This is a genomic window from Microcoleus sp. MON1_C5 (assembly GCF_036701875.1).
In the GTDB taxonomy this organism is placed as follows: Bacteria; Cyanobacteriota; Cyanobacteriia; order Cyanobacteriales; family Microcoleaceae; genus Microcoleus.
Window position 1 is genome coordinate 106,311 of record NZ_JAUBRN010000008.1, and the last position, 24,435, is coordinate 130,745.

17 protein-coding genes are annotated in these 24,435 nt (G+C 45.3%); 9 read left to right on the top strand and 8 right to left on the bottom strand.

What is annotated here, in order from left to right:
* The first annotated feature begins 97 nt into the window (after nt 1-97).
* From recQ to QUA71_RS06250, 3 genes are all read left to right on the top strand, one after another.
* Nucleotides 98-2,293, top strand: a complete 2,196-nt coding sequence (gene recQ, locus QUA71_RS06240) for a DNA helicase RecQ (RefSeq protein ID WP_333283354.1) — start codon at nt 98-100, stop codon at nt 2,291-2,293.
* Between the two features lie 43 nt (nt 2,294-2,336).
* Nucleotides 2,337-3,494: a hypothetical protein gene (locus tag QUA71_RS06245; RefSeq protein ID WP_333283356.1), complete on the top strand. Its 1,158-nt coding sequence runs from the start codon at nt 2,337-2,339 to the stop codon at nt 3,492-3,494.
* Nucleotides 3,495-3,666: 172 nt separating this feature from the next.
* Nucleotides 3,667-3,975, top strand: coding sequence for a UPF0175 family protein (locus tag QUA71_RS06250; protein WP_333218729.1), 309 nt, complete (start codon nt 3,667-3,669; stop codon nt 3,973-3,975).
* Between the two features lie 44 nt (nt 3,976-4,019).
* On the opposite strand, the gene QUA71_RS06255 is transcribed toward QUA71_RS06250, so the two are convergent.
* Nucleotides 4,020-5,024 (bottom strand): leucine-rich repeat protein, encoded by a 1,005-nt coding sequence (locus QUA71_RS06255; protein WP_333283358.1) that lies wholly within the window; start codon nt 5,022-5,024, stop codon nt 4,020-4,022.
* Between the two features lie 135 nt (nt 5,025-5,159).
* Between QUA71_RS06255 and QUA71_RS06260 the strand changes: the two genes are divergently transcribed.
* From QUA71_RS06260 to QUA71_RS06275, 4 genes are all read left to right on the top strand, one after another.
* Nucleotides 5,160-7,109, top strand: a complete 1,950-nt coding sequence (locus tag QUA71_RS06260; RefSeq protein WP_333283360.1) for a long-chain fatty acid--CoA ligase — start codon at nt 5,160-5,162, stop codon at nt 7,107-7,109.
* A 144-nt stretch (nt 7,110-7,253) separates the two neighbouring features.
* Entirely contained in the window at nt 7,254-7,694 is a 441-nt protein-coding gene (locus QUA71_RS06265) for a YlqD family protein (RefSeq protein ID WP_006631983.1), read from the top strand.
* Nucleotides 7,695-7,867: 173 nt separating this feature from the next.
* Nucleotides 7,868-9,169: a dihydrolipoamide acetyltransferase family protein gene (locus QUA71_RS06270; RefSeq protein ID WP_333283362.1), complete on the top strand. Its 1,302-nt coding sequence runs from the start codon at nt 7,868-7,870 to the stop codon at nt 9,167-9,169.
* 211 nt (nt 9,170-9,380) lie between these two features.
* The gene (locus tag QUA71_RS06275) at nt 9,381-9,512 is read left to right on the top strand and encodes a four helix bundle protein (protein ID WP_333283410.1); all 132 of its coding nucleotides are present in this window, start codon (nt 9,381-9,383) and stop codon (nt 9,510-9,512) included.
* Nucleotides 9,513-9,665: 153 nt separating this feature from the next.
* Here QUA71_RS06275 and QUA71_RS06280 read toward each other — a convergent pair whose 3' ends face one another.
* From QUA71_RS06280 to QUA71_RS06300, 5 genes are all read right to left on the bottom strand, one after another.
* On the bottom strand, nt 9,666-11,138 hold the full coding sequence (locus QUA71_RS06280) for a DUF3370 domain-containing protein (protein ID WP_333283363.1): 1,473 nt from the start codon (nt 11,136-11,138) through the stop codon (nt 9,666-9,668).
* A gap of 255 nt (nt 11,139-11,393) precedes the next feature.
* Entirely contained in the window at nt 11,394-12,131 is a 738-nt protein-coding gene (locus QUA71_RS06285) for a PEP-CTERM sorting domain-containing protein (protein ID WP_333283365.1), read from the bottom strand.
* Nucleotides 12,132-12,423: 292 nt separating this feature from the next.
* Nucleotides 12,424-12,546, bottom strand: a complete 123-nt coding sequence (locus QUA71_RS06290) for a hypothetical protein (RefSeq protein WP_333283367.1) — start codon at nt 12,544-12,546, stop codon at nt 12,424-12,426.
* 27 nt (nt 12,547-12,573) lie between these two features.
* A complete protein-coding gene (locus QUA71_RS06295; protein WP_333283369.1) occupies nt 12,574-17,889 on the bottom strand; it encodes an AAA family ATPase in 5,316 nt (1,771 codons plus the stop codon).
* Nucleotides 17,890-18,011: 122 nt separating this feature from the next.
* Nucleotides 18,012-20,264: a carotenoid oxygenase family protein gene (locus QUA71_RS06300; protein WP_333283371.1), complete on the bottom strand. Its 2,253-nt coding sequence runs from the start codon at nt 20,262-20,264 to the stop codon at nt 18,012-18,014.
* 656 nt (nt 20,265-20,920) lie between these two features.
* Here QUA71_RS06300 and surE point away from each other — a divergent pair.
* Nucleotides 20,921-21,598, top strand: coding sequence for a 5'/3'-nucleotidase SurE (gene surE, locus QUA71_RS06305; RefSeq protein ID WP_333283373.1), 678 nt, complete (start codon nt 20,921-20,923; stop codon nt 21,596-21,598).
* Between the two features lie 137 nt (nt 21,599-21,735).
* The gene (locus QUA71_RS06310) at nt 21,736-22,797 is read left to right on the top strand and encodes a DNA methyltransferase (RefSeq protein WP_333283374.1); all 1,062 of its coding nucleotides are present in this window, start codon (nt 21,736-21,738) and stop codon (nt 22,795-22,797) included.
* Here the strand turns inward: QUA71_RS06310 and QUA71_RS06315 are convergent.
* Together QUA71_RS06315 and QUA71_RS06320 are read right to left on the bottom strand one after the other, a co-directional pair.
* On the bottom strand, nt 22,787-23,704 hold the full coding sequence (locus QUA71_RS06315; RefSeq protein WP_333283376.1) for a hypothetical protein: 918 nt from the start codon (nt 23,702-23,704) through the stop codon (nt 22,787-22,789). The genes QUA71_RS06310 and QUA71_RS06315 overlap by 11 nt on opposite strands.
* Entirely contained in the window at nt 23,701-23,964 is a 264-nt protein-coding gene (locus QUA71_RS06320) for a helix-turn-helix domain-containing protein (protein ID WP_190736647.1), read from the bottom strand. Before QUA71_RS06320 ends, QUA71_RS06315 begins: the two co-directional genes overlap by 4 nt.
* Nucleotides 23,965-24,435: the final 471 nt, after the last annotated feature.

Sequence of the window (24,435 nt, forward strand, 5' to 3'; positions counted from 1 at the left end):
CAGTTTTTCTGCTTAAATTGAGATTCTCAATTATTGTAACTGTATTTGTGCTCAAAAGGCATAGAATAGTTTAGAAGCCAACAACCAACTACTGCAAATGTCAGCGTCTAATCCGCCAATATCTTCTGTGCCGCTGCCCCTGGAACAAGCACTCAAACATTTTTTTGGCTATGACTCTTTCCGCCCGGGGCAGCAGGAAATTGTCGAAGCTGCTTTACAAAAACGGGATATGATGATTGTCATGCCGACGGGCGGTGGCAAGTCTTTGTGTTTTCAATTACCGGCACTGTTGAAACCGGGATTGACTGTGGTTGTTTCGCCGTTAATTGCTCTGATGCAAGACCAGGTGGAAGCTTTGCAGGATAATGGAATTGGGGCGACTTTTCTCAACAGCACTTTGAGCAGTCAGGAAACCCGATCGCGCGAAACTGCGATTCTCGAAGGTAAGATTAAATTGCTTTATGTTGCACCCGAACGCTTGCTGGGTGAGAGATTTTTACCATTTTTAGATATAGTAGCAAATAAGTTAGGAATTTCGGCATTTGCGATCGACGAAGCCCACTGCGTTTCGGAATGGGGGCACGACTTTCGACCCGAATACAGGCAAATGCAACGAGTGCGCGATCGATATCCCGACATTCCCATTATGGCACTAACAGCCACCGCCACCGAGCGCGTCCGCCAAGACATTATCCAGCAGCTAACTCTGCGAAATCCATACATCCACGTCGCCAGCTTCAACCGCCCCAATTTATACTACGAAGTTCGCCCCAAAACCAAACACAGTTTTGCCGAAGTTTTGCAAATTATCCAAAAAAAAGGCGGTTCGGGAATTATCTATTGCCTCAGCCGCAAAAAAGTTGACGAAGTTGCCTATAAATTGCAACAAAGCGGCATCCAAGCCTTACCCTACCACGCCGGCATGAACGATGTCGATCGCGCAACCAATCAAACCCGCTTCATTCGCGACGACGTGCAAGTAATGGTAGCCACAATTGCCTTCGGTATGGGCATTAACAAACCCGACGTGCGGTTTGTAATTCACTACGACTTGCCCAAGAATCTCGAAGGATACTATCAAGAATCCGGCCGCGCAGGCCGAGACAACGAACCCGCCCATTGCAGTTTATTTTTCGGCTACGGCGATGTCAAAATGATCGACTACATCATCGATCAAAAACCCGATCCGCAAGAACAACGAATTGCCCGCCAACAGTTGCGTCGAGTAATCAACTATGCAGAATCAACCGAGTGCCGTCGCACAATCCAGTTAAGTTATTTTGGCGATTCATTCCCCGGAAACTGCGGTACTTGCGATAACTGTTGCAACCAAAAACCCGTAGAAGATTGGACGATTGAGGCAATGAAATTTCTTTCTTGTGTCGCCCGCTGCCAAGAAAAATTCGGCATGAATCATATTATTGACGTGCTGCGCGGCTCAAAAAGTCAAAAAGTATTGCAATACCAGCACCACCAACTTTCCACCTACGGAATTGGCAAAGATAGAAGTGCAGAAGAGTGGAAAAAGTTGAGTCGCTCCCTGTTGAATCAAGGTTTCTTAGACGAAAGAACAGACGGCTTTCCCATTTTGAAACTGAATGAAAAAAGTTGGGAAATCATGAAACGTCAGCGCACAGTTGAAATTGCTATTGAACCGCAGCGGGAAGTACAGGGAAAAGTTCGGTCTTTGGCCGTAGAAGTAGAAGGTTTATTTGCCAAACTGCGGACGCTACGCAAGCAAATAGCCGACGAACAATTTGTGCCACCTTACGTAGTTTTTGCCGATAAAAGCTTGCGAGATATGGCAGAAAAACGCCCGCAAAATCTCAGTGAATTCGAGGAAGTTTACGGCGTTGGTAGCAACAAGCGAGATAAGTACGGCAAAGTTTTCTTGGAGGCAATACGCACTTTTTGCCAAGAACAAGGATTGCCAAGTGGTGCTGCATCTTCTGAGGTCGCTAATCTTCCCAATCTTGCTAACGTTGCGTCTTATTCGCAGATGCAAACCTGGGAATTATACCGACAAGGTTTGACAGTTCAAGGAATAGCCAATGCGCGGGGTATGAGTCCTAATACTATTTCTGGGCATCTGATAGAATTGATGGAAATGGGCAGGGAAGTTGATATAAATTTGTTGGTAGAATCGGAACGCCAGCAGGCGATAGTGTACGCAATTGAAGTTATGGGGGATGAGAAACTGAGAGCCATTTATGATTTTTTGGAAGAACGTTATACGTTTGAGGAGATTAAGTTTGTGCGCGCTTGGTGGCGGCAAAATTATGTAAGTTTTTAACCGCAGATGTATGCAAATGAACGCAGATGAACACAGATAAGTGATGGGAGGAAGGCTACTCTTCGGCGCACATTACGGCTATCATGTGTTGTTTAGTTCACCCTACTTCATGCCGCTTCACCTGAGTTCGGCTAACTCCAACCAACTCGTAGTAATTGAGCAGCCTGCACGTTACTCATTGCGACTTCCCAAATGCCTTTTGCACAATAGCTGTAAAAGTCACGAACAGGCAGAAACAATGAAAGCTACTGGTAAGGTGTATACAATTGATTTGGCTGGAAATCAGTATCAAAGCCCTCGCTACTTGCAAAGTCGGGCCAGGATTAACTCGCTCATCGACCATTATATGTCATTGGAAGTTTTGAGCGATCGACTTTCCGATCTGCCCCAGCAATTTTCTGCCCCGCATCCCCGCCCTTGGGAGCCCATAGATTGGCAAGGAATCAATCGCGACCAAATTATTGGTGTCAAGCCAGAAATATTTTTACAAATTTTGGCAAGTGCGGCAGAAATTGAAGCTCCCATCCGCAGCTACGGTAGAGAAAGTTGGTGCTACTTACAGCATATTTACCCGCAAATGGCGCGCTTTATGGGAGGAATGTTTGATGATAACGGCAACATTCTAGAGATAGGTGTCTGGGAAAAAGAAGAACGCCAACATTGCCCGACATTTAGGAAAATTTACCAGCAACTTACAGCAGAAAAACTGCAAGTTAAACCCAATTCTGTGAATGGCTGTCAATCCACAGGTGACGCTTGGCAAGATACCTACAAACACGTGATTAGTCGCCTGAGTACCGAGTGGGGAGCTACTTCTGTTTATTTATGGTTGATGGTACACTCAACAGGAGCGTTGCAACAGGCAATTTCCCAGCCTTTACAGGATGAAATCAATCATTTGGCTAAGTTTTGGGGTTTCAGCCGTTGGGCATTCTCCCAGAGTTATTTCAATCAACTAAAAGGCTCTACCAAAAACCTGATTGCTTTGCTGAAACACCATCAGATTGAACGCACGCACGGCAATGATGTGTTTAATACTTCACTCAGTCTCAAACAGATTTCTTTGGTGTTGGAATTGACTTTTACATTCACGCGAGTGATGGTGCGGCTGCGGCGCTGGAACCGCGAACTCAGTCGCAGTTATCTCAGACATTTGTTTGGCACAGCACCGATGGTGGATGCACCGCGCAAGGTCGCTTAAATAGGACTTATGCAAGGGAGCAATTTTTACACTATTTGTGGGGATAAGGTGCGGTGTGCTTCGCCCTACAGATAGTGTCTGTGGGTAAGTCCTGTTAACAAAATCAAACCCGAATTGCCAAATTAAACGATCGCACTTCAGAGACTATCCAAATTAAAAGGTAGTATAAATCATGCAAATTACGATCGACCTTCCCGACAATCTCCCCCTGACAGAAGCCGAGGTACGGATAGAATTGGCGATCGGACTTTATCAGCAACACAGCCTCAGTTTAGATAAAGCCGCTCAACTGGCTAAAATTTCAGCGGACGATTTCTACCAAATATTAATCGATCGCAATATCGTCACCCCGCCTGCCGCTCCCGATGACGAACCGACAGAACTCATACTAGCGAGCCTCCGCAACTCTATGCAGCAAGTTAAAGAAGGTAAATTACATCCTATTGCCGCACTGTGGGAGGGGATTATCGATCGCGTTTGAAAAAGTAACCAAATTCCTAAAAGTTTGAGCATTTAATTTCAGAGTTACCACTCACAGATAGACTCTGGCTTGAGCGGGCAGGTTTTGAGCGCGATCGGATTTTCGCCGAGCCACAGCAAAGTCAGGTTAGTCAAGGATGCTAGCGGTTTGATGTCGCCGATCACATTGCCACCGAGGTAGAGCTCAGTCAGGTTAGTCAAGGATGCTAGCGGTTTGATATCGGCGATCACATTGCCGTCGAGGGAGAGCTCACTCAGGTTAGTCAAGGATGCTAGCGGTTTGAGGTCCCCGATTTTATTGCTGCTGAGGACGAGCCCCTTCAGATTAGTCAAGGATGCTAGCGGTGTGATGTCGCCGATTTTATTACCGCTGAGGTCGAGCGAACTTAGTTTAGTCAAGGATACTAGCGGTTTAATGTCGCCGATTTTATTGCGGCTGAGGTGGAGCCAACGCAGGTTAGTCAAGGATGCTAGCGGTGTGATGTCGCCGATCACATTGCCGCTGAGGGAGAGCGAACTTAGGTTAGTCAAGGATGCTAGCGGTGTGATGTCGCCGATCGCATTGCCGTCGAGGTTGAGATCACTCAGGTTAGTCAAGGATGCTAGCGGTTTGATATCGCCGATCGCATTGCCGTCGACGGAGAGCCAAGTCAGGTTAGTCAAGGATGCTAGCGGTTTGATGTCCCCGATCTTATTGGCGCTGAGGACGAGCTTAGTCAGGTTAGTCAAGGATGCTAGCGGTTTGATATCGCTGATCGCATTGTCGTAGAGGCTGAGTTCCGTGAGACTAGAAAGTTTCCGATCGGCTGCATCGCAATCATTAGTCTCTGCTTGCTCCAACAACACGTCAACAGTATGTTTGGTTTGAGGACTCAAATCAGCTTTTTGGCGGCACCAATCCGCAAATGTTCGTCTACTATCTTCTGGTTGCGTCTGTGCAACTTCGGCGGCAAGTAGATTTCCACATGATGCTAGGACGATCGCACTTAAAGCAATTACTATCAACCTTGATAAATTCATGTATTTCTGTGCAACTATAACTGTCATCATTTTGTATCTCTAATTATCTAAATAGACAACGGCAGGTTGACAAACTGTCACGACAATGCCACAAAGTTGTAAAATACCTGTGATATTAAACTTATACTGAATAATTTTATCTCCGAAAACTCAGGAAAATACCCTATGAACGGCCCAGCATCTTACACATCATCTCAAATCACCGATCGCGATCGCGCTAACCTCAGCCGCCTGATCGATTACAGTTCCATTCAATCGATACCCGAATTTTGGGCGATCGTCAAACAACAATTCGGTCAAACCGTCGCCCTCCACGACCCCCACAGCCAGCCAGAAATCAAACTCACCTACACCGACCTCTACCAGCAAATCCAGCAATTCGCCGCAGGCCTCCAAGCCCTCGGCATCGAACCAAATCCAGGAGAACCCATCCCTCCCCGCGTCGCCCTCTTCGCCGACAACAGCCCCCGCTGGCTGATAGCCGACCAAGGTATCATGATGGCCGGGGCAGCCAACGCGGTTCGAGGCGCCACCGCCGACCCCGAAGAACTTTTGTACATCATCCAAGACAGCGGCAGCATCGCCTTGGTAGTCGAAAACCGGGCATTACTCAAAAAACTGCAACACCGCCTCCCGGATTTACCCATCCAACTCATCGTCCTCCTCTCCGACGAAGAACCGGAAACCAGCCAAACCCTAAGCACAGTCAAATTTTCCCAAGTCATGACCACAGGGGCAAACCGCCCCCTCAAACCCACCAACCACAAGCCTCAAACCCTCGCCACCCTCCTCTACACCAGCGGCACCACCGGCAAACCCAAAGGCGTCATGCTGACTCACGGGAACCTGCTGCACCAACTCACCACCTTGGGTACAGTTCTCCAGCCCGAAGCCGGCGAATCTGCCCTCAGCATTCTGCCCAGTTGGCACGCCTACGAACGCAGCGTCGAATACTTCCTGCTTTCCCAAGGATGCACGCAAATTTACACCAATATTCGCTATTTCAAACAAGACTTTAAAACTTACAAACCCCAGTACATGGTCAGCGTTCCGCGCATCTGGGAATCGATTTACGAGGCCGTCCAAAAGCAATTTCGGGAACAGCCACCTAACAAACAAAAATTGGTGGATTTCCTGTTATCTGCCAGCCAGCAATACATCGAGGCCCGCCGCATTTTTCAAGGATTAACTCTCAGTTTGAAACCGGCTTCTGCTTCCGAAAAACTAATCGCCCGCACCAAAAGCATTCTGTTGTCGCCCGTACACGCCCTCGCCGAAAAACTGGTTTACCAAAAAGTCAGGGAAGCTACAGGGGGACGCTTAAAATGGGCGATTAGCGGCGGCGGTTCTTTGGCCGCGCATATAGACAATTTCTTTGAAATAGCGAATATCGGTTTATTAGTGGGATATGGTTTAACCGAAACGTCCCCGGTTTTAACCGTCCGCCGCCCTTGGCACAATCTTAAAGGTTCCGCAGGACAGCCTCTAGCCCATACGGAAATTAAAATAGTAGACCCAGAAACCAGACAGCAACTGCCAACAGGCCAGCGCGGTTTAGTATTGGCGCGGGGGCCGCAAATTATGCAGGGCTACTATCTCAATCCCCAAGCGACTGCCAAGGCGATCGACCCCGAAGGCTGGTTCGACACCGGCGATTTGGGCTGGCTGACACCGGGAAACGACTTAATCTTGACCGGGCGGGCCAAAGATACGATCGTCCTCAGCAACGGCGAAAACATCGAACCCCAACCCATAGAAGACGCCTGCCTCCGCAGCCCATACATCGACCAAATTATGCTAGTAGGTCAAGACCAGAGATCCGTCGGCGCCTTAATTGTCCCCAATGCAGAAGCCGTGCAGAAATGGGCAGAAACTCAGAATCCCCCTTTACACGAAATTGACTGGAATAGCAAGACAATTCAAGACTTATTCCGCAAAGAATTGAACCGAGAGGTGCAAAATCGCCCCGGATACCGCGCGGACGATCGCATCGGCCCGTTTCGGTTGATTCAGGAGCCATTTTCGATGGAAAATGGAATGTTGACCCAGACCCTTAAAATTAAGCGCCCGGTTGTGACGGAACACTACCGCGATATGATTGACGGGATGTTTTGAAATATTCGCAGGACTTGGGGAATGGAAAAGAAAAAATTATCCCAATACCCAAGTCCCGAGTCCGAGTCCTCAGTCCTGGGCCATTAGTTCATGTTTACCAACTAATGACTAATGCCTAATTCCTAATTGACAAGCAACAACTTTATGGAACCACAATTACTCTTGAAGCGCTCGATTAACGTTAAAGTCGTCGTTACTCCCCGCTGGAAAGAAGAAGCTCAACAGCAACTCCAAGCCCAAATCAACCAAATAGACTCTCAGCTACAACAGCTCGAAATGCAAGGGCAGCGGATGGTTTCAGAAATCCAAAAGCAAAATCTGCAGCCCCCAGGCCCGCAAGTAATGCAGCAAATAGAAAACATTCAAGTGCAGGTGAATCAAAGAAAAAGCGAACTGCTAGAACAGAAAAACCAAAACCTGCAACAGCTTCAGCAAGTGCAGGTGCTAGACCTGGAACAAGAAGTGAGTCAAGGTCAAATTGACGGCACATTCACTGTCGGGCTGGGAGAAAACTTGATTCAAAAAATGCAAGTAGAAATTCTCCTCCGAGACGGCATAGTCGAAGAAATTCGAGGTGATATTTAGAAATTGGTAAGTGGTAATTGGCGATCGGTAATTGGCAATTGATTTTGAGTCAACTGTCACACATCAAGAATGCGAGAGACTGGCATAATAATAAGTATTGCCCGTGGCCGATCGCCAATGATCAATTGCCAAATACCGATTACCTATTACCAACACACAAGGACTTTTTACAGATGATTCGCGAAGTTTTCATGCCAGCCCTGAGTTCGACAATGACAGAGGGCAAAATTGTTTCCTGGGTCAAATCCGCCGGAGACAAAGTAGAAAAAGGCGAAACGGTGGTAGTCGTTGAATCCGACAAAGCCGACATGGACGTGGAGTCTTTCTACGAAGGCTATTTAGCAATAATTATCGTACCTGCGGGCGAAGTTGCTCCGGTGGGAGCAGCAATCGCCCTAGTAGCAGAAACGGAAGCCGAAATCGCCACAGCTCAGCAGCAAGGAGCCGGGGCCCCAAGCGCAGCAGCAGCCCCCGCTCCCAGCCCCGCTCCTGCCAGCGCACCTACAGCATCAGTAGGTTTGCAGCAAAATGTCAGCCGCCAAAACGGCCGCAGCGTCGTTTCTCCCCGCGCTCGCAAGTTAGCCAAAGAATTTAAAGTAGATTTGAATTCTATCAAAGGCAGCGGGCCCAACGGCCGAATTGTCGCAGAGGATGTGGAAGCAGCAGCCGGCAAAGCCCAACCCGCTCCGGTTCAGCAACCCGTAACAGTCCCCGCAGCACCCGCACCCGCACCAGCCCCCGCAGCACCAGCCCCCGCAGCAGCCAAACCCGCCCCCGCACCAGTCCCAGCGGTGGCACTTTCTGGTCAAACAGTACCAATGAACGCGCTGCAAAATGCAGTGGTGCGGAATATGGAAGCAAGTTTGAGCGTGCCGTCTTTCCGCGTTGGTTACACAATTACTACTGATAATCTGGACAAACTCTACAAACAAATTAAGTCGAAGGGCGTCACGATGACGGCTATGCTGGCGAAGGCTGTAGCAGTAACTTTACAAAAACATCCTCTGCTGAATGCTTCTTATGTGGAGTCGGCGATTCAATACCGTGCTGATATTAATGTGGCGGTAGCTGTGGCGATGGACGGCGGCGGTTTGATTACGCCGGTGCTGCAAAATGCCGATCGCCTCGATATTTATTCGCTCTCGCGCACTTGGAAGGATTTAGTCGATCGCGCCCGCACCAAGCAGTTGAAGCCTGATGAATACAGCACGGGAACTTTTACTCTTTCCAATTTGGGAATGTTTGGAGTAGACAAGTTTGACGCGATTTTGCCGCCGAATCAAGGCTCGATTTTGGCGATCGGTTCTTCACGGCCGCAAGTAGTGGCTAATGAAGATGGTTTAATGGGAGTGAAGCGCCAAATGCAGGTGAATATTACTTGCGATCACCGGATTATTTACGGTGCTGATGCGGCGTCTTTCTTGCAAGATTTAGCGAAATTGATTGAGACCAATCCTCAGTCTTTGACGCTTTAATTAGTTAACTGTTGACAGTTGACTGTTGACAGTTGACTGTTGACAGTTGACTGTCAATGTTTGGCAATCAACTATTCAAAGGAGCTCATCTGGAAAGCTTCCAACAGCTAAGAGTTGATCGCTTAGCTGAAAAAATATCAAACCAAATATGGTTTATTGTTAAAAAGTGGGACGACTTTGCCAAGGATACGATGGGCAAACAAAACAAATAGTGCGATCGGCTGCTAGTGTTGGTGCTAATCTTGTAGAAGGACATGAACGCTATAGCTATCAAGATAATCAGCGTTTTGTGAAAATCGCTCTTGGGTTCATTAAACGAACCAAGACATTGGTTGAGACTTGACGGAGCTCGCAATCTTTTGACTCAAGAACACAGCGATCGACTGCATCCGTTATTAAATGAACTTTCACCACAACTTAATGCCTATCTTAACTCATTAACACAAAAATCTAAAGGTTAACAGTCAACCGTCAACCGTCAACCGTCAACCACCAACTAATTACTCGATCGCACAGTCAAAACTTGCGGCGGCGTCGCATCCGGCGGATACAAGAAATCCACCTGCACCAAACGCCGTTCCCCCGGCTTCATATTCACATTCACCAAAGGTTCCCCCTGCTGTCCCCTGCGCTGCACAATGTGAATGTAGCGCGTCAAAGTCTTGCCCGTATCATCATTAAACATTACCCGCACTGTACCTCGGAAAAATATCCGATTTTCGGGAGGATCGTAAAACATCAATCCCCCCAATTCTGTATTTGCTTTAATCGGTGTTTGCAATTTAATGCTAACAGATTGGGATTCACGAGATTGGTTGTAAAGCGGAAAAGTTAAGTTGTATTGAATCCCGTAATTACCGTGAGCAAAATAAGCAGTATCGGGATAGCGAGCTAACATTTTAGCGCTTTGAACTTGACCAGTTCCAAAAGTACCCGTATCAGTAGTGCTCAAAGCATAAGAAAATGACTCGCCGCGCTGGGGAATAGTTAAATAATCGGTTCTCGAATTGTCCGTAATTTTAGCTTGCCACTGGGAACCTTCAGCTACTCCTGCCACGCGGCCATAAATTTTTTGCACCGGATTTTCGCCTCTCGGAGTTGGTGCTAAATCTCTCGGCCCCGCTAAACCTTTGGTATTTAAAATATTTTCCCACTGTTCTAATGTGGGATATTGCTCGACTCCTCCTTGACTTTTAGGAGCAAACATTGCTAATGATGCTACATAAACCGAATTGCTGCTCGACATTCGCATCAAGGTCGATCGACCGTTGGAAGAAGGGGTGACATTCCCCACAGGTATCGGCAAATTCATCAGCATTCGGCTCTCATTCGCCGGAATCTCGATCGCAGCCGGCAAAATGGCTTGTCTGTATCCCCGCAGCACATCGCTCGTGATGCGGCTTCCAGGCCCCGCAAACACAGTGCCAAATCGATTCTCTAAATACGACGGCAAATCGATAAACAAAGCATCCGGGCGAGTTAAATAAGTCGCTCCTTGCAACACATTTAAAGTAACAGGTTCGGAGTTAGGATTGTGGACAATTATTCCTTGAAATAAGGTGCGAGTTTCTGCGCGATTTTTAGCTTTAGCGATGTGGTGGGCGAAGATGTCAAATCGGCCTTTGAAGGGAAAGTTTAAGTGTGCAGAAGGTACTTGTTTTCCTTCGGGCCCAAATGTGGATAGCAAAATGCCTTCGGTTTGCACAACTTCGGGGCTGTTGCTGTTGAAAACGGGAATGCTGTCGAGTTGCCCCGGTAAAACGCGCACTTGCTGAGGCACCGTCAGGGTTTTCAGCAGGCTGCTGCTTGGCTGTGGCGGCAAATCCTGTTCATTTTCGGGTACGGGGACTTCTGGGTCGATGATCAGTTGTTGTTGGGCGGGAGGTGCGGGGATTGTTTGAGCTAGGGGGAAAATTGGCAAAAACATTGCTGAGAGCGCGTTTAACTGAACTTGGAGAGATTGCCACATAGCAACCGACACAAAACATTACCACAAGTTGGTTGATATTTTCTGGGGATTTGGGGATTTTAGGTCAATTTTTGCGGAAATTCGGGCGATCGCAAATTTTTTGTTTTTCAGGTTGACACAATGTAGAGTACAAATAAGAGCCAGAAGCACTATAGCTGCGCTGGCTCTTATGAGTTGATACTAGAAGTTAACCTGAATTCACTAGAAATGCGACGAGCTTTTCTGCCGATGGAGGGCCTGCACCCCTGAGAAAATTTAAGCAAGAGCTTTTTTTGCCTGCTTGCGGCGTGCTGCTACTAAACTTCCCAACCCCATCACCATACCTGCGATAGTAGTTGGTTCGGGTACTGGCTCAGCATCAGCGGAAACTCCCGCCATAACTTTGTCACTGTCACCAACCTTAGACCCACTTACCTGTTGGAAGCGAACGCCTGCCTTAAGCGTACCATTCTGAAATCCCGTCAAGAAAGCACTTTCTGCCTGAGCAGCACTCAGACTGCTGCCCGTTAGAAAAAAGCTAACCAAAGTTGACTGATTTTTATATAAGCCTTCATTAGCATTTCCACCTTCAAACTCTTTGCGCGGAATGCTAATGCCATAGTCGAAACCGTTGTGCAAACCGCTAATATCAACGTTTTGCCAAAACTTTGTAAAAGTGCTGCCTTCTGCGGTCGATTTAACCGATGCACTAACGCCAGTCAATACGTCAAATGCCACGCCCACGAGAGAAGAGTTTGTTGCACCACCGGCTGTAGCCTGAGTGCCAGTGGTATTGGTGATGCCCAAATTCAGGAGCAAATCGGCTCCACTTTGGACAAAGTTGAAGTCCAATGTTGCAGTAGCGCCGGTGCCAATGCCGTTGGTCGTACCGTACTCAGGAGCCACGGATAAACTAAATGCTTGGGCTTGCGTTGCAGTTAGTAAGGAAGAAGCAACAACTAAACCAGCAGTAGCTATACAGGCGGTTAGTGGTTGGGCGAAGTTGGTTTTCATAAGAGTAATACCTTTTTTATATCGTTTGGGGATTGACTTTATTGATTTCTTCTGGTATCTCTTTACATCATCTATCCTGTAAAGGTATTTGTATATACCTTTTTGCTACCTTTACCAAAACAATATTTTGCGAGGTTTATTCTTAAAGTTTTCGTAAACTTGGTTATATCGCAAACGCTAGGATGGCTGTTGCTTAGGAATTCCACGGCTAACTATCTGTTATTGCAACTTTCGGTATCATCGGCTGTCACAATGGGAAATTGCGTAATATCACTAAGCAGTAAGTGTGTATTTATACAAAAATTGAGAGCGGTTTGTCGATCGCACGTTCTTGAGTCCGCGCACCATTTCCAAAATTGTTGAGCGTGAAGTCGGTTTCGATCGTCGGACGCTCAAACAATTTACCAATTACCAATTCCCAATTCCCAATTCCCAACTTGCGTTATTTCTGTTTTAGGACTACCAACGTAATGTCGTCAAAAACTTTCTGCTTGTCAATATGTTGCCGCACATCATCAATTACTGCTTGTCGAATTTCTTCAACCTTTTTGTGGCGATTTTCTTTCACCGCTTTGCACAATCTTTCTATGCCGTAATACACTCGATTTATATTTACAGCTTCGGTAATTCCATCTGTGTAAAGCACTACTACATCCCCTGGATTAAGATGCACTTGAATTTGGGAAACAAAACCCGAAATATCTTCCTCTAATCCCAGGGGAAAACCGAGTTCCATTGTATCGATCAGTTCGATGTTACCATCAGTACGGACTACGATAACTTCTTCATGTTGACCGCTGAGGCTGAAGTTACTATCTTGATAATCTAACAAAGCCAAGGTCATGTTTTTAGACGAGTCGATGCGCTCGATATTGGCATAAAGGGTGCGGTTTAACACATCAAGAAACTTCACCGGATCGGTTTCGTTCATTTGTTGGAGAGTGCGGACGGCGGTTTGCGCCATAATCATTAATACGCCACTTTCTAAACCATGTCCCGTAACATCGCCGATGCTAATTTTTACCGTATCATTTTGGGTTAGCACGTCGTAGTAGTCGCCGCCAACTTCATCGGCAGGTTGCATATATCCAGCTATTTCTAATCCTTTAATTTTATCCAGTTCTGATTGTTTGGGCAAGATCATTTGTTGCAGTCGTTTGGTGACTTCCAACTCAGCACTGAGGCGGATGTTTTCGGCTTTAAGTTTGTTGTTGAGGGCGCTAATTTCCTGGTTTGCTTGGGCGAGTTGAGCGGTGCGCTCTTCTACTTTTTGTTCCTGCGTGTGGTAAAGGAAGGCATTTTCTAGCGAGATTGCTGCTTGAGAAGAGATCAGTTTTAAAACTTCCAGCCGCGTCGGAGTGAAAGCGCTAGTTGCCAAATTATTTTCAAAGTAAAGTAAACCCATCATTTTGCCTTGATTGATGATGGGAATACATAAGACTGACTTGGGTTGATGCGTCCTGATATAAGGGTCTGTTCTAAAAGCTCCTTCAGCCTTAGCATTATTTAAAACGACAGTTTTGAGAGTCTTTTCCACATAATAAATAACGCTTAAGGGAACAACTTGCTCTAGTTCAATCTGGGGAGATAACAACACATTAATATCGCTGTCCTCAACTTCCCCAGCGGCTGCGATCGCAAAACCTTCTGACTGATTCAAAATCAGAAATCCTTTTTGAGCGCCAGCATTATTGAGCGCAATTTTCATAAATTGTAAAATCAGTTCGCTTAAAACAATTTGCCCAGAGATGATTTTGGAAAATTTAAGCACAGAAAGTAGCTCTAATCCTTCCAAGCTACCTCCTATTGTTAATGTCGTGGTATTAAAATCAAGACCGAGATTTTTTTGAGCTGTTATTCTCCCAAATATTTTTGGATACCTTGACTCTAAATCTTGGGCTTTTGCCGTAGCTCCCCAGCGAATATAAGCGTAGTAGGATTCGTTCAGATAGAACCGACTCATATGTTCGCGATCGCAAGCAAAATGAAATTCTCCAGCCAGTTCTTTAGCAATAGCTTCATCTTCCAGGCGTTCGTACTCTATCGCTCCCGATATCGCTCTTTCGTACAAGTTAATTGCTTGCTCATTTTGCCCCAAAATCCGCGCTTTTTCTGCCTCGATCAGGTCGTACTTGTGCTGATAGTTCATCGGCGCGTCTTGCGCCCAGCATTTCATTTTTTCCTGATGAGATTCTACCAATTCCAGATATTGCTGTTGCTCCCTCGGCGCAGCGCTGTTGTAATTAGCGAGCAGGATCAGCGAATAATAGAAGTAGTGAGCGGGAAACGTCATCATGCCGCTATCGCCTCTGAGGTGTTCGTGAGCTGCCAAAATGCAGGCAAGAGCCTGGGAATAATCTTTAAATAAATAACAGAGAAAGGCTTTGGCCTGGTAAACTAATAACAGCGTTGTTGCATTTTTGGTTTCCTGCAAATATACCAGCATCGCTGCTTCATCAAAACTTTGGCCTTGCAGCAGCATTTTATCTGATGATAATCCTTGCAAATTTAAGGTCAGTTGATGCCATACCTTAATGAAATTGAGCGGAAATTCCTGTTTGATTTTATTTAAAAATTTGATATATTCGCTAATTTTTACATCGACAATTTCTAAGCGTTCGCCGCTCAAGAATAGGTTGGTACAATAGTGGAGTACGCAATAGCCTGCATATTGGTAATCTCCCGTTTCCAAACCGGCTTGAATCGCCTCTTCTAACGGTGCAATACTTTCCTTAGCCTGCTCTTTCCAATGGGATATCAAACCGTAAAATGGCGCATAAACTCGACATTTGAGTTTGTTGTCAGGAAAAATATCTAGGAGTTTAATCCCCAACTGCCCGCAGTAATATCCCGCGTCCAAGTCTGCCATCGGCCCGCACAAAATTATGCCGTAATTTGCGTAAGCGATCGCTGCCAGAGCTGAATGACCCCGTTCCACACAAAGATTGACCTTCGTTAAAACGATCTGAACAAAGGTTGAAGGCGCTGAGATCGAAGCAGCTGCCGTTGCCGTTATCAAGATTCGCAGAGCTGCTAGCAAATAGGGATCGGTCATTTCGGGAAGGTTTTCTAACTCTTCTAATCTCGACATCTGCACGGAACTGCTGCCCTCGCTGGGCAGAGGAGCTAGGGAAACTCCGAGCATCTCTACCGCTTGCAGTCCGGTTTCAAGGGCTTTGGATAGCTGGTTTTGAGCGATATAAAATTCAACTTTTAGCTCGTAAACTTTCACCTTTTCGAGCAGGGTTGTTGCCTGTTGCAGCGCTATTTCTGCCAGTGCAGCAGCTCTCTCGAAATTGGTACACAAGTATTCTGCTTCTACAGCTTCTATATAGAGGTTGAGCGTGAGTTCGTAATTGCTTTGCCAGCTAGAAGCTGCCAGGAGTTCCATGCCCGCATTAAAATAATTGGCAGCCGCTTCGGAGGCTGTTGCTGCTTTAGCTTTCCGACCTGCGGCGAGATTCAGGGCAGCGAGTTGGTTTTTTTCTGACTGCTCGGTGATGAACTCGCTGCCGATATTCAGTTGATTGACGATCGCAAAAATGTTTTCTTCTTGCTGAGATGGGGTCGTATTTTTCAGCAGCAGTTGACCAATTTTGAGGTGAGTTAATTTTTTTTGGTCTTCGGCAATGAGAGAATAAGCTGCTTGCTGTACGCGATCGTGCAAAAACTTGTAAGGAATTTGCACAGATGCAGTTTGACGGCTGGCGATATCGTCAAGGTGCAAATTCTCTGCCAGTTCGCGGTCAAAAAAGAGCGGAATTTTGTAGGCGTCGTTCAAGGGGAGAATCAAACCTGCCTCTAGGGCAGACCACAGTTGATTTGCCGTTTCTACAGGAGATTCTTCATTGACGATCGCCAAAACATCTAAATAAAATCTGCTGCCGATACAAGCTGCTAACTGCAAAATCTTTTGACTTGCTTCCGGCAGCCTTTGAATCTGCTTTACCATTAACTCGACAACGTTATAATCCGCAATTCCTATCGCTTGAATTTCATCTATTTCCCACTCCCATTGGCCAATATTAAAATTGTAAGCTAACAGCTTTTCTTCATAAAGATATTTTAGCAGTTGATTTAAAAAGAAAGGATTGCCTTGAGTTTTGTTAAATAGCAGAGCGGATAGGCTTTGGGATTTTTGGCTTTCCTTGAGAGTGTCGGCAACTATTTGATTGACATCAGTAATACTCAAAGGTGCGAGGGTAATTGTTGTTAAATTAGCTGAATTTTCTTGAATATTTTTCAAAGTTTGCATCAAAGGATGCGTCGGACTGACTTCATTATCTCGATAAGCACCAATCATCAGTAGATATTGGCTGTCGGGGTTAGTCACCAGCAGTTCAATTAACTTGAGCGACGATAAATCAGCCCACTGCAAATCATCTAGAAAAATAACCAGCGGGTGTTCTGGTTGAGTAAAAACTTGAATAAAGCTGGCAAACACCCGATTAAATCGATTTTGAGCTTCAGTTGCTCCCACTTCTGGCACGGGCGGCTGTTCGCCAACGATCAGTTCAACTTCGGGAATAACTTCTGTAATAATTCGGCCTTGCTGGCCTAACGCGTTTAAGAGTTTTTGTTTCCAATTCTCTATCTGTTGCGGACTCTCAGTTAATAGCTGGCGCATCAGTTCCGATAAAGCTTCTATCAGAGAAGCGTAAGGAATGTTGCGCTTAAATTGGTCAAATTTACCCGCAATGAAATAGCCATGCTGCCGGACAATCGGTTTGTGGACTTCATTAACTACAGCAGTTTTCCCAATGCCTGAATAGCCAGCTACTAGCATCATTTCCGCTGTCCCATTACTGATGCGGTCGAAGGCGGCTAGGAGTGTCTGAACTTGTTCAAATCGACCGTAGAGTTTCTGCGGAATTTGCAATTGACTTGATAAATCTTCTTGACCAATTTGAAAGTTGTCAATTTTCCCTGTAGTTTCTAATTGAGTTAAACACTGTTCTAGATCGAACTTCAAACCTTCAGCACTTTGATAGCGTTCTTCAGCAGTTTTAGCCATCAATTTCATCACAATTTCAGAAATTGCTTGAGGAATCTGGCTGTTAATTTTTGCTGGTGGTACGGGTTGAATGGCAATGTGGGAGTAAACTAATTCGAGGGCGTCAGTGGTCGGAAAGGGCAGTTTCCCTGTTAGCATTTCATAAAACGTGACGCCTAAAGAGTAGAAATCCGTTCGGTAGTCGATTGCTCGATTCATCCGACCTGTTTGTTCTGGGGATAGGTAGGCAAGAGTTCCTTCTAATAAGTTGGGGTGGCTGAGGGATTGATTTTCTTTATACAGGCGGGTGGCAATCCCAAAATCGGTAATTTTTACTTGATTTGTGGCCAAATTGACGATGATGTTTTGGGGTTTGATATCTTTGTGAATAATGCAACGATCGTGCAACTGAGCGAGGGTAGATGCTACCTGAATCGCGATCGCTAGAAAATCTCGTATTTGTGGCTGCTTAAATTGTTCGCTATCTGAGAGAGCAATTCCGCCAAAATCTTCCAAAATTAGGATAAATTTGCGGTTTCCCAATTCTTGTAATTCTAAAGGTTTAACTATACCCTCTATATTAAGGTTTTTGGAAATTTCATATTCCTGTCTTAAACGGGTGATTTCTTCTAGATTAGGATACTCGTTTTTGAGGATTTTCAATATCGCTGGCTGTCCGTCTGACTCTTTGAGCCCTCGATAAATAACAGTATTAAGCCCTTGGTAAATTTGTGAAGTAATTTTATATCCGCGAATTGCTAACATAGGTGTCTTAATCTTGAAGTGATATCAGTGCCATCATATATAAAATACAATATAGCGATCGCGCCAACTGCTAGTCAGTTGAAACAGCGATCACTTTTGAGTTAGCAATCTGACTTGCGGAGCTAACTAACGCTACAGTCACCGCTGTCTTTTGGTTCTCGCTTCGGATATACCCACTCGTTAAAGAACTCCTGAATTTCTTGAGGTTGCTGTTTGACTAAATATTCGTAATCTTGTTTCACCGGAATATTATAACTAGCCGTCCGTTTGCCAATCTTGGACAACCAAGTCGTGTGTACGGAAATCCCAAAATTAAGTTGTGGATGCCAGAGTTTGCATAGGGGGCCGCTCTTCAAATCCGCAGCGTCGAAAATCCAGATTTCATTGCCGTTGTCAGGTTGCTCATCTGTACCATTATAAACTACACATACAATATAGCCGTCTGTTGAGCCGCCTGTTCCGCCCGCGCGGGGGACAAATTGCGGCGAGTTGCCGAAATAACCTGTGTCAAATTCGTATGAGTCTTGAATCTGCAACCGATTTTCATTTGCTTCAAGGGTATCCAGATCTGCTATGTGCAGTCGTAACAAGTTAGATTTGATGCCTTTTTTGGTCAGATGGCGCACTTCATCGGCTGGTATTTCCCGATATTTATAGTTTTGATACATTTTGAGTCCTTCTTCGGTGAAAATATCTTCCCAGCATCCAAAAAAGCTCCAGTAGATATTTTCAAAGTGTCCAGAAGGCGGATTTTCACGGTAAGCATAAAGTGCTGGTCCCCAAGTGTATTTGCAATATTCTTTACCGTTGGTCTGAGTATCCTGGCAATATTTGTTAGGCTGGTTGTCTGCATAAACTCCTGTCAAATCGCTTCTGGCAACTTTGATTTGTTTGGCATCCTTAGCATCGAGTACGTAGCATCCCATGCGACTAATATCTAATGGCCCTACTGTCATCCCAAACATATGGGGTAAGCCTCCATTGTTGTCTGAGTTGCTGAAATCGATCTTGCGAATCCATTCAGCTACATCCCAAGCGCATACGTGAGCTAAGTGCAGCGTGATTTGATCGTTCGGATTTTTATAGTCTGTGAGAAAGTGCGTGGTTTCGCGGGGAATGACAACCTGTCGCGCTACCACTTTCTTGACATCTGATTTCAGGTCAGTGCGGCGGACAATGTAGATGGTACTGTCGGGTAATTGCGGGCGATCGATTAAGTTTCTCAGCCGTTTTTCTATTTCTTCATATTTGGGCTCGTTTGGCGCCGGAAGTATTTCTTCTAGTAAGAATTTAAAGGCAGTGTCCATCAGCACCACGTAGTCTTCAGTCAATCCTATCTGGTGCATACTCTGTTTAATTGCGATCGGGCAACCATTGGGGTGCGTTACCTGCCATTTATTAATCTTTTCTTTGCCATCCCAGGAAATCACATAGACAAAGTTGGCAAATATATTAAAACTTTGCAGCAGACTCCATAATAAATGAATTGTTTTTTTAAAGGCTGCTGCTAATTTTTGGAAAAAGTTTTTTTGGTCGGGAGCTTTCAGAAATCCTCGCTGGGAGGGATTTCTGATGCTGTCAATCAAACCGAATGCCCAATAGAGGACTGGACGCAATTGAGCAATAAAAGTGGAGAGCGATCGCCCGCTGTTGACAGTAAACATTTCCCCTGTGTTCTCGTCAAAACAAGGATGGGCTGAAGTCTGAATTAATTTAAACGGAAAAGGCGGTTGTAAGGGAAGGTTGGCTAATAGCGGATTAAAGGCTCTCCAATCTCGATCCCAACCCACGGGCGTGACTGCTTCCAGCGTTTTTGTATCAATTTCGTAGGGACGCCCTATATCCCAAGTTATCAGCAGTCTTTCGTTGTCTTCCTGAAGAAATTTCATGGGCAGAAATCCGGTGTTTAGCTGATTGCGAATCCCTAACTGGTCAGACATTCGCATGATGCCGCGATTTTTAAATCTCAGGTTAGGCTGGCATTTATTTGTGGCTGCGTCGGCATAGTAACAGGGGGTTTTAGCAATTCTAGTTGTGAGAAATACTCCTTCCTCAAGATTGTCAAAATCAAAGCGATAAACCATCCCGTCGCCGTTGTAGAATGGCGTGAAACCATCACGGGAAGGAAATACAATATCTTTGTTATCATCGCGAGATTTGGAGTCAACAGAGCCTGTGGCTGAAATAATAAATACGTGGCCTTGCAATCCTGACGGAAGTTGTTTTCCGTCCTTAACTAACAGTTTTAGCGGGCAATACTTGGCCTCTGGGTTATCTTCTCTTAGCCCAAACTCTACTCGACTAACTGACAATACTGATCGCGGGAAACTACTATTTTTTTCAACCTTATCGTCGTTTTCTACAGATTGGTTCATAGTTTTTATAGGGGTTAAATTAGAGATGAATGACACCTGCACTAATTGCTCTTAACTTAAGTTGCTAGTTATCTCAAACAGGCTGCTAATGGCTAATTCGAGTAAAAACCTTGATTAGCAAGCTGGCAATTAGCAACACCGCAGTTTATAACTAGAAACTTGCGTTATTAGTCACCGTAAGCGATTCAGCGAAAATCAACTCGACTTAAATAGTGAATTATAATTCTATCATATATTTTCTTCTCCCCTGTGGCTCTCTCGTACTTATGGTGATAACGTAAGCTAATAATTTAGCACGATCGAGGGTTTCAACGTTCAGTCTCAGATAGTTAGTATCATCTGCTACTTTTAACACCAAGCATCGGGGAGAGCCGAGGAAAAAATGATGTGATTAGATGTTTGCATCGACACTGATGTCATGAATGCTGCACTGGGGCAAGCGTAACAAGTCGCTTTAGCTGTCATATCAAGGTGCGACTGGGCTAAAATGTGGCGCGCCACATTTCTGGGGCAACTGTTCAATTAATGCCATGATATAAATGTGTGGCAATGCTCATACTGACGATCGCCACCAACCAACAACCAATTTGGGCTAGAGCTACCAGAAGGTTGCCAGCCTCTGCGCTCTCAAATCGGTTCTATAAAACCGACACATAATGACGATAATTTTAACCAACGACGACGGCATCGACGCTCCGGGGATTCAGGCACTTTTGCAGGCTGTCAGCGGCAAAGCAATTATGGTGGCTCCGCAGGGGCAATTGTCGGGCTGCGGGCATCAAGTGACGGCTCACAGTCCGATTCATGTCGATCGGCGATCGGAATTTGAGTATGCTGTAGGGGGAACACCGGCCGATTGCGTGCGTATTGCTCTTCATCACGTTTGTGCGAAGCCGGATTTGGTGCTTTCGGGCATTAACGCGGGTGGAAATTTGGGGGTTGACGTGTATATTTCGGGTACGGTTGCGGCTGTGCGCGAAGCAGCTATGCACGGTATTCCGGGAATCGCAATTTCCCACCGGATTAAAAGGCCGCTCGAAATAGACTGGGATGTCGCTACTCGCTGGACATCGCGGGTGTTGGCGGATTTGCTGAACCGGGAACTAAAGTCTGGGTGTTTCTGGAATGTGAATTTGCCGCATTTAGCGCCGGGAAGTGCGGAACCGGAAATTGTGTTTTGCCAGCCTTCGACGCAGCCGCTGCCGGTGGTGTACCGGATGGAGGGAGAATACTTTTATTATGCGGGAGAATATGGATCGCGCGCTCGGGCGGCGGGGACTGATGTTGACGTGTGTTTTGAGGGTAATATTGCAGTTACTGAGATATCGCTGTGATAGATTTGGGCGATCGAACTATATTTTTTTTCAACAAAGCGGAAGTAGGTAGGTTAACTTTGGTATCACTTACCCTCAATATCCCAAAATAGGATAAAATATTTGTACTTAATTTTTACAGTCACGTAAGTCAACAAATGAGTCCTAACGCAGAAGCGAATTCTCCCAGCATCTTAAAACGCAAAGCGAGCAGCACTGTTGGTCGTGGCAAAGTAGCTAATCTCAATACTAATTTTAATTTTTCTGCATGGAGTGACGAATACGTTACTTTATATCTCGGCGATAGTCTCCAGCACTACGACAATTGGGAGCAACCTACTGTCATCGTTTCAGATGGAGCTTACGGTATTCTTGGGTTTGAAGGAGACACCTCAGATCACATTGATTTACCTAATTGGTATAAACCTCATATCGAGGCATGGTCAAAAGCAGCCATACCGTGTACAACACTCTGGTTTTGGAATTCAGAGATTGGTTGGGCTATTGTGCATCCACTTCTAGAAAAATATGGTTGGCGCTATGTCAATTCCAATATTTGGAACAAGGGAAAAGGTCATATCGCAGGGAATGTTAACACACAGAAAATTCGCAGGTTCCCCGTCGTTACAGAAGTCTGCGTTCAATACGTTAGAGAAGTAACAGTTAATGAACTTACCTTAAAGGCGTGGTTACTGCGAGAGTGGAAACGTTCGGGGTTGCCGTTACGACGGGCCAACCATGCTTGCGGGGTGGTGGATGCAGCAACCAGGAAATACTTCGATCAAGGGCATTTGTGGTATTTCCCTCCGACCGAGATGTTTGAAAGGCTAGTGGACTATGCAAATGAGTATGGTAGTCCTCAAGGAAAACCATACTTTTCGCTGAATGGCAATCAGTCTTTAACGGGACAAGAATGGAGCAATATGCGATCGAAGTTTAGATGCCCTCACGGTTTTACAAACGTTTGGGAGCGTCAAGCTTTACGGGGTGATGAGAGAGTTAAAACTATTTCTGGAAAAGCATTACATCTCAACCAAAAACCTCTGGATCTGATGAACCTTATTGTTGAGGCATCGAGCGATGAAAACGATGTTATATGGGAACCTTTTGGCGGACTTTTCAGTGCAGCTTTGTCAGCACGTAAACTCAAAAGAAAAGCCTTTTCTTGCGAGATAGATCCCGACTATTTCTACTATGGTGTACAGAGATTTAATCAATAATTTCATCAATACTCTCTTCTCTAATCTGTAGATAATCTTGTAGGGATTTCTTGATGCTGTCTTCTAGGCGACTTGATAAAAGCTTATTCCACCGACCAACGGTCATACCGGAAACTTCAGTATTGTAGACACGTCGCTTAAATTCCTCAATGCCTGGATGTACAATTCTGTCCATCTTTGCAAAATTTGTATCTAGTCTATATTCATAGCGTATCCGTAGCTCCCGCAGAAGGCGCTGATACTCTCTAGTTGGTTTGTAGACTTTTCCTTGAGTACCCCATGAATCAACTATTTTCTTAGCTTCTAAAAACTCCTCAGCAGAGCCTTGGAATTTATATCCACTGGTGTTTGTTTGTTGCAAATTTGCTGTTCTTTGAGTTGTATCTTCCGGCTCTAAAACAAGATAATCCGGCGGATTGTGATAGTGGGTATCTCTCGCTACAGCTACCGATAAACCAGAGACAACGCACACATCAAGAATGCGAGGCTTGCCATAGATGATTTTATCGGGTAGCCATGCCAGGATAGCAACGTAGGTCTGATCGAACCTAAAGTGATTTTGACTATCTTTGAAACGTGCTGTTATCTCTGTTGCTAGTGGGAACCACGCTTTAAGTTCTAATCCTGGCGTTGGTTGAACTATGCCGAGGAAAAGAGTATCTGGAAAGCCAGGATCTTGCCTATGCCACTTTCCAAATTCAGCGAACTCATTTTGTTGATTCAAGAATTCAACGGTGTTAAATTCGATTAAATTTCCGACTAAGGGCGAAAGCTTTGAGATAACTTTAGACAGGTTCACCGCTGCATCTACGGTAACAGGTTTAGATACATCTAAAACGTCGAAAGTGTTACCCGATAAGCGATCTAGATATTGGGAGGCAAGTCTGATTACATCTTGGGTATTCATATCTCGCTCTCACAAGATGCTTCAGATATTTTTTGTGAAATTTTCCTAATAATATCGCAAGGATCTACACCAATTACATGAGCAACTAACAGAAACTCAATTACATCTAACCGTCGTTCACCGTTTTCATATTTGGCTACGAAAGACTGGGGCTTTTTAAGAGATTTAGCAACAGACTCCTGAGTTAGTTGCGCTTCTTTACGAGCCGCAATCATACAGCAACGGAAGGTTTCATATTCATCGCTAAAAACAGACTTCATTATTCTTTGGGTTTAGCACTGCATATTCCCTAGATAGAATAAACCTTTTTTGGGATAATCCCAAAATAGGATATTGAAATCTGTTAAAAATCGATAGTAATGACAATTGAACAAAATTAATCACAGTTCAGAGAGTGGCAGCTATCTCTACTTGCGGCCCTCGCTGCTACCATAATTTTTTTTGTCATCCTTCGGCTTAGCAACACCATCAGGTTGTTTCTTTGGCTTTTTGACTTCTTTGTTGCTTTTTCTTTCTTTTGACATAATCCTTCCTCAATTGTGACTCAGCATAACATAGATTGACACATTTGCCTAACTGTCCGTAGAGGGGGTGATCCTCTACAGATACTACTCGCTGTTAGTTTTGTACCATCTGCAGTATATTATCTGCTAGGTTTTGAACGAATATCCTCTACCGTTAGGCATATCGATAAATTCCTCAGAAGTACAAGGTCTGAAATTACTTTTCAC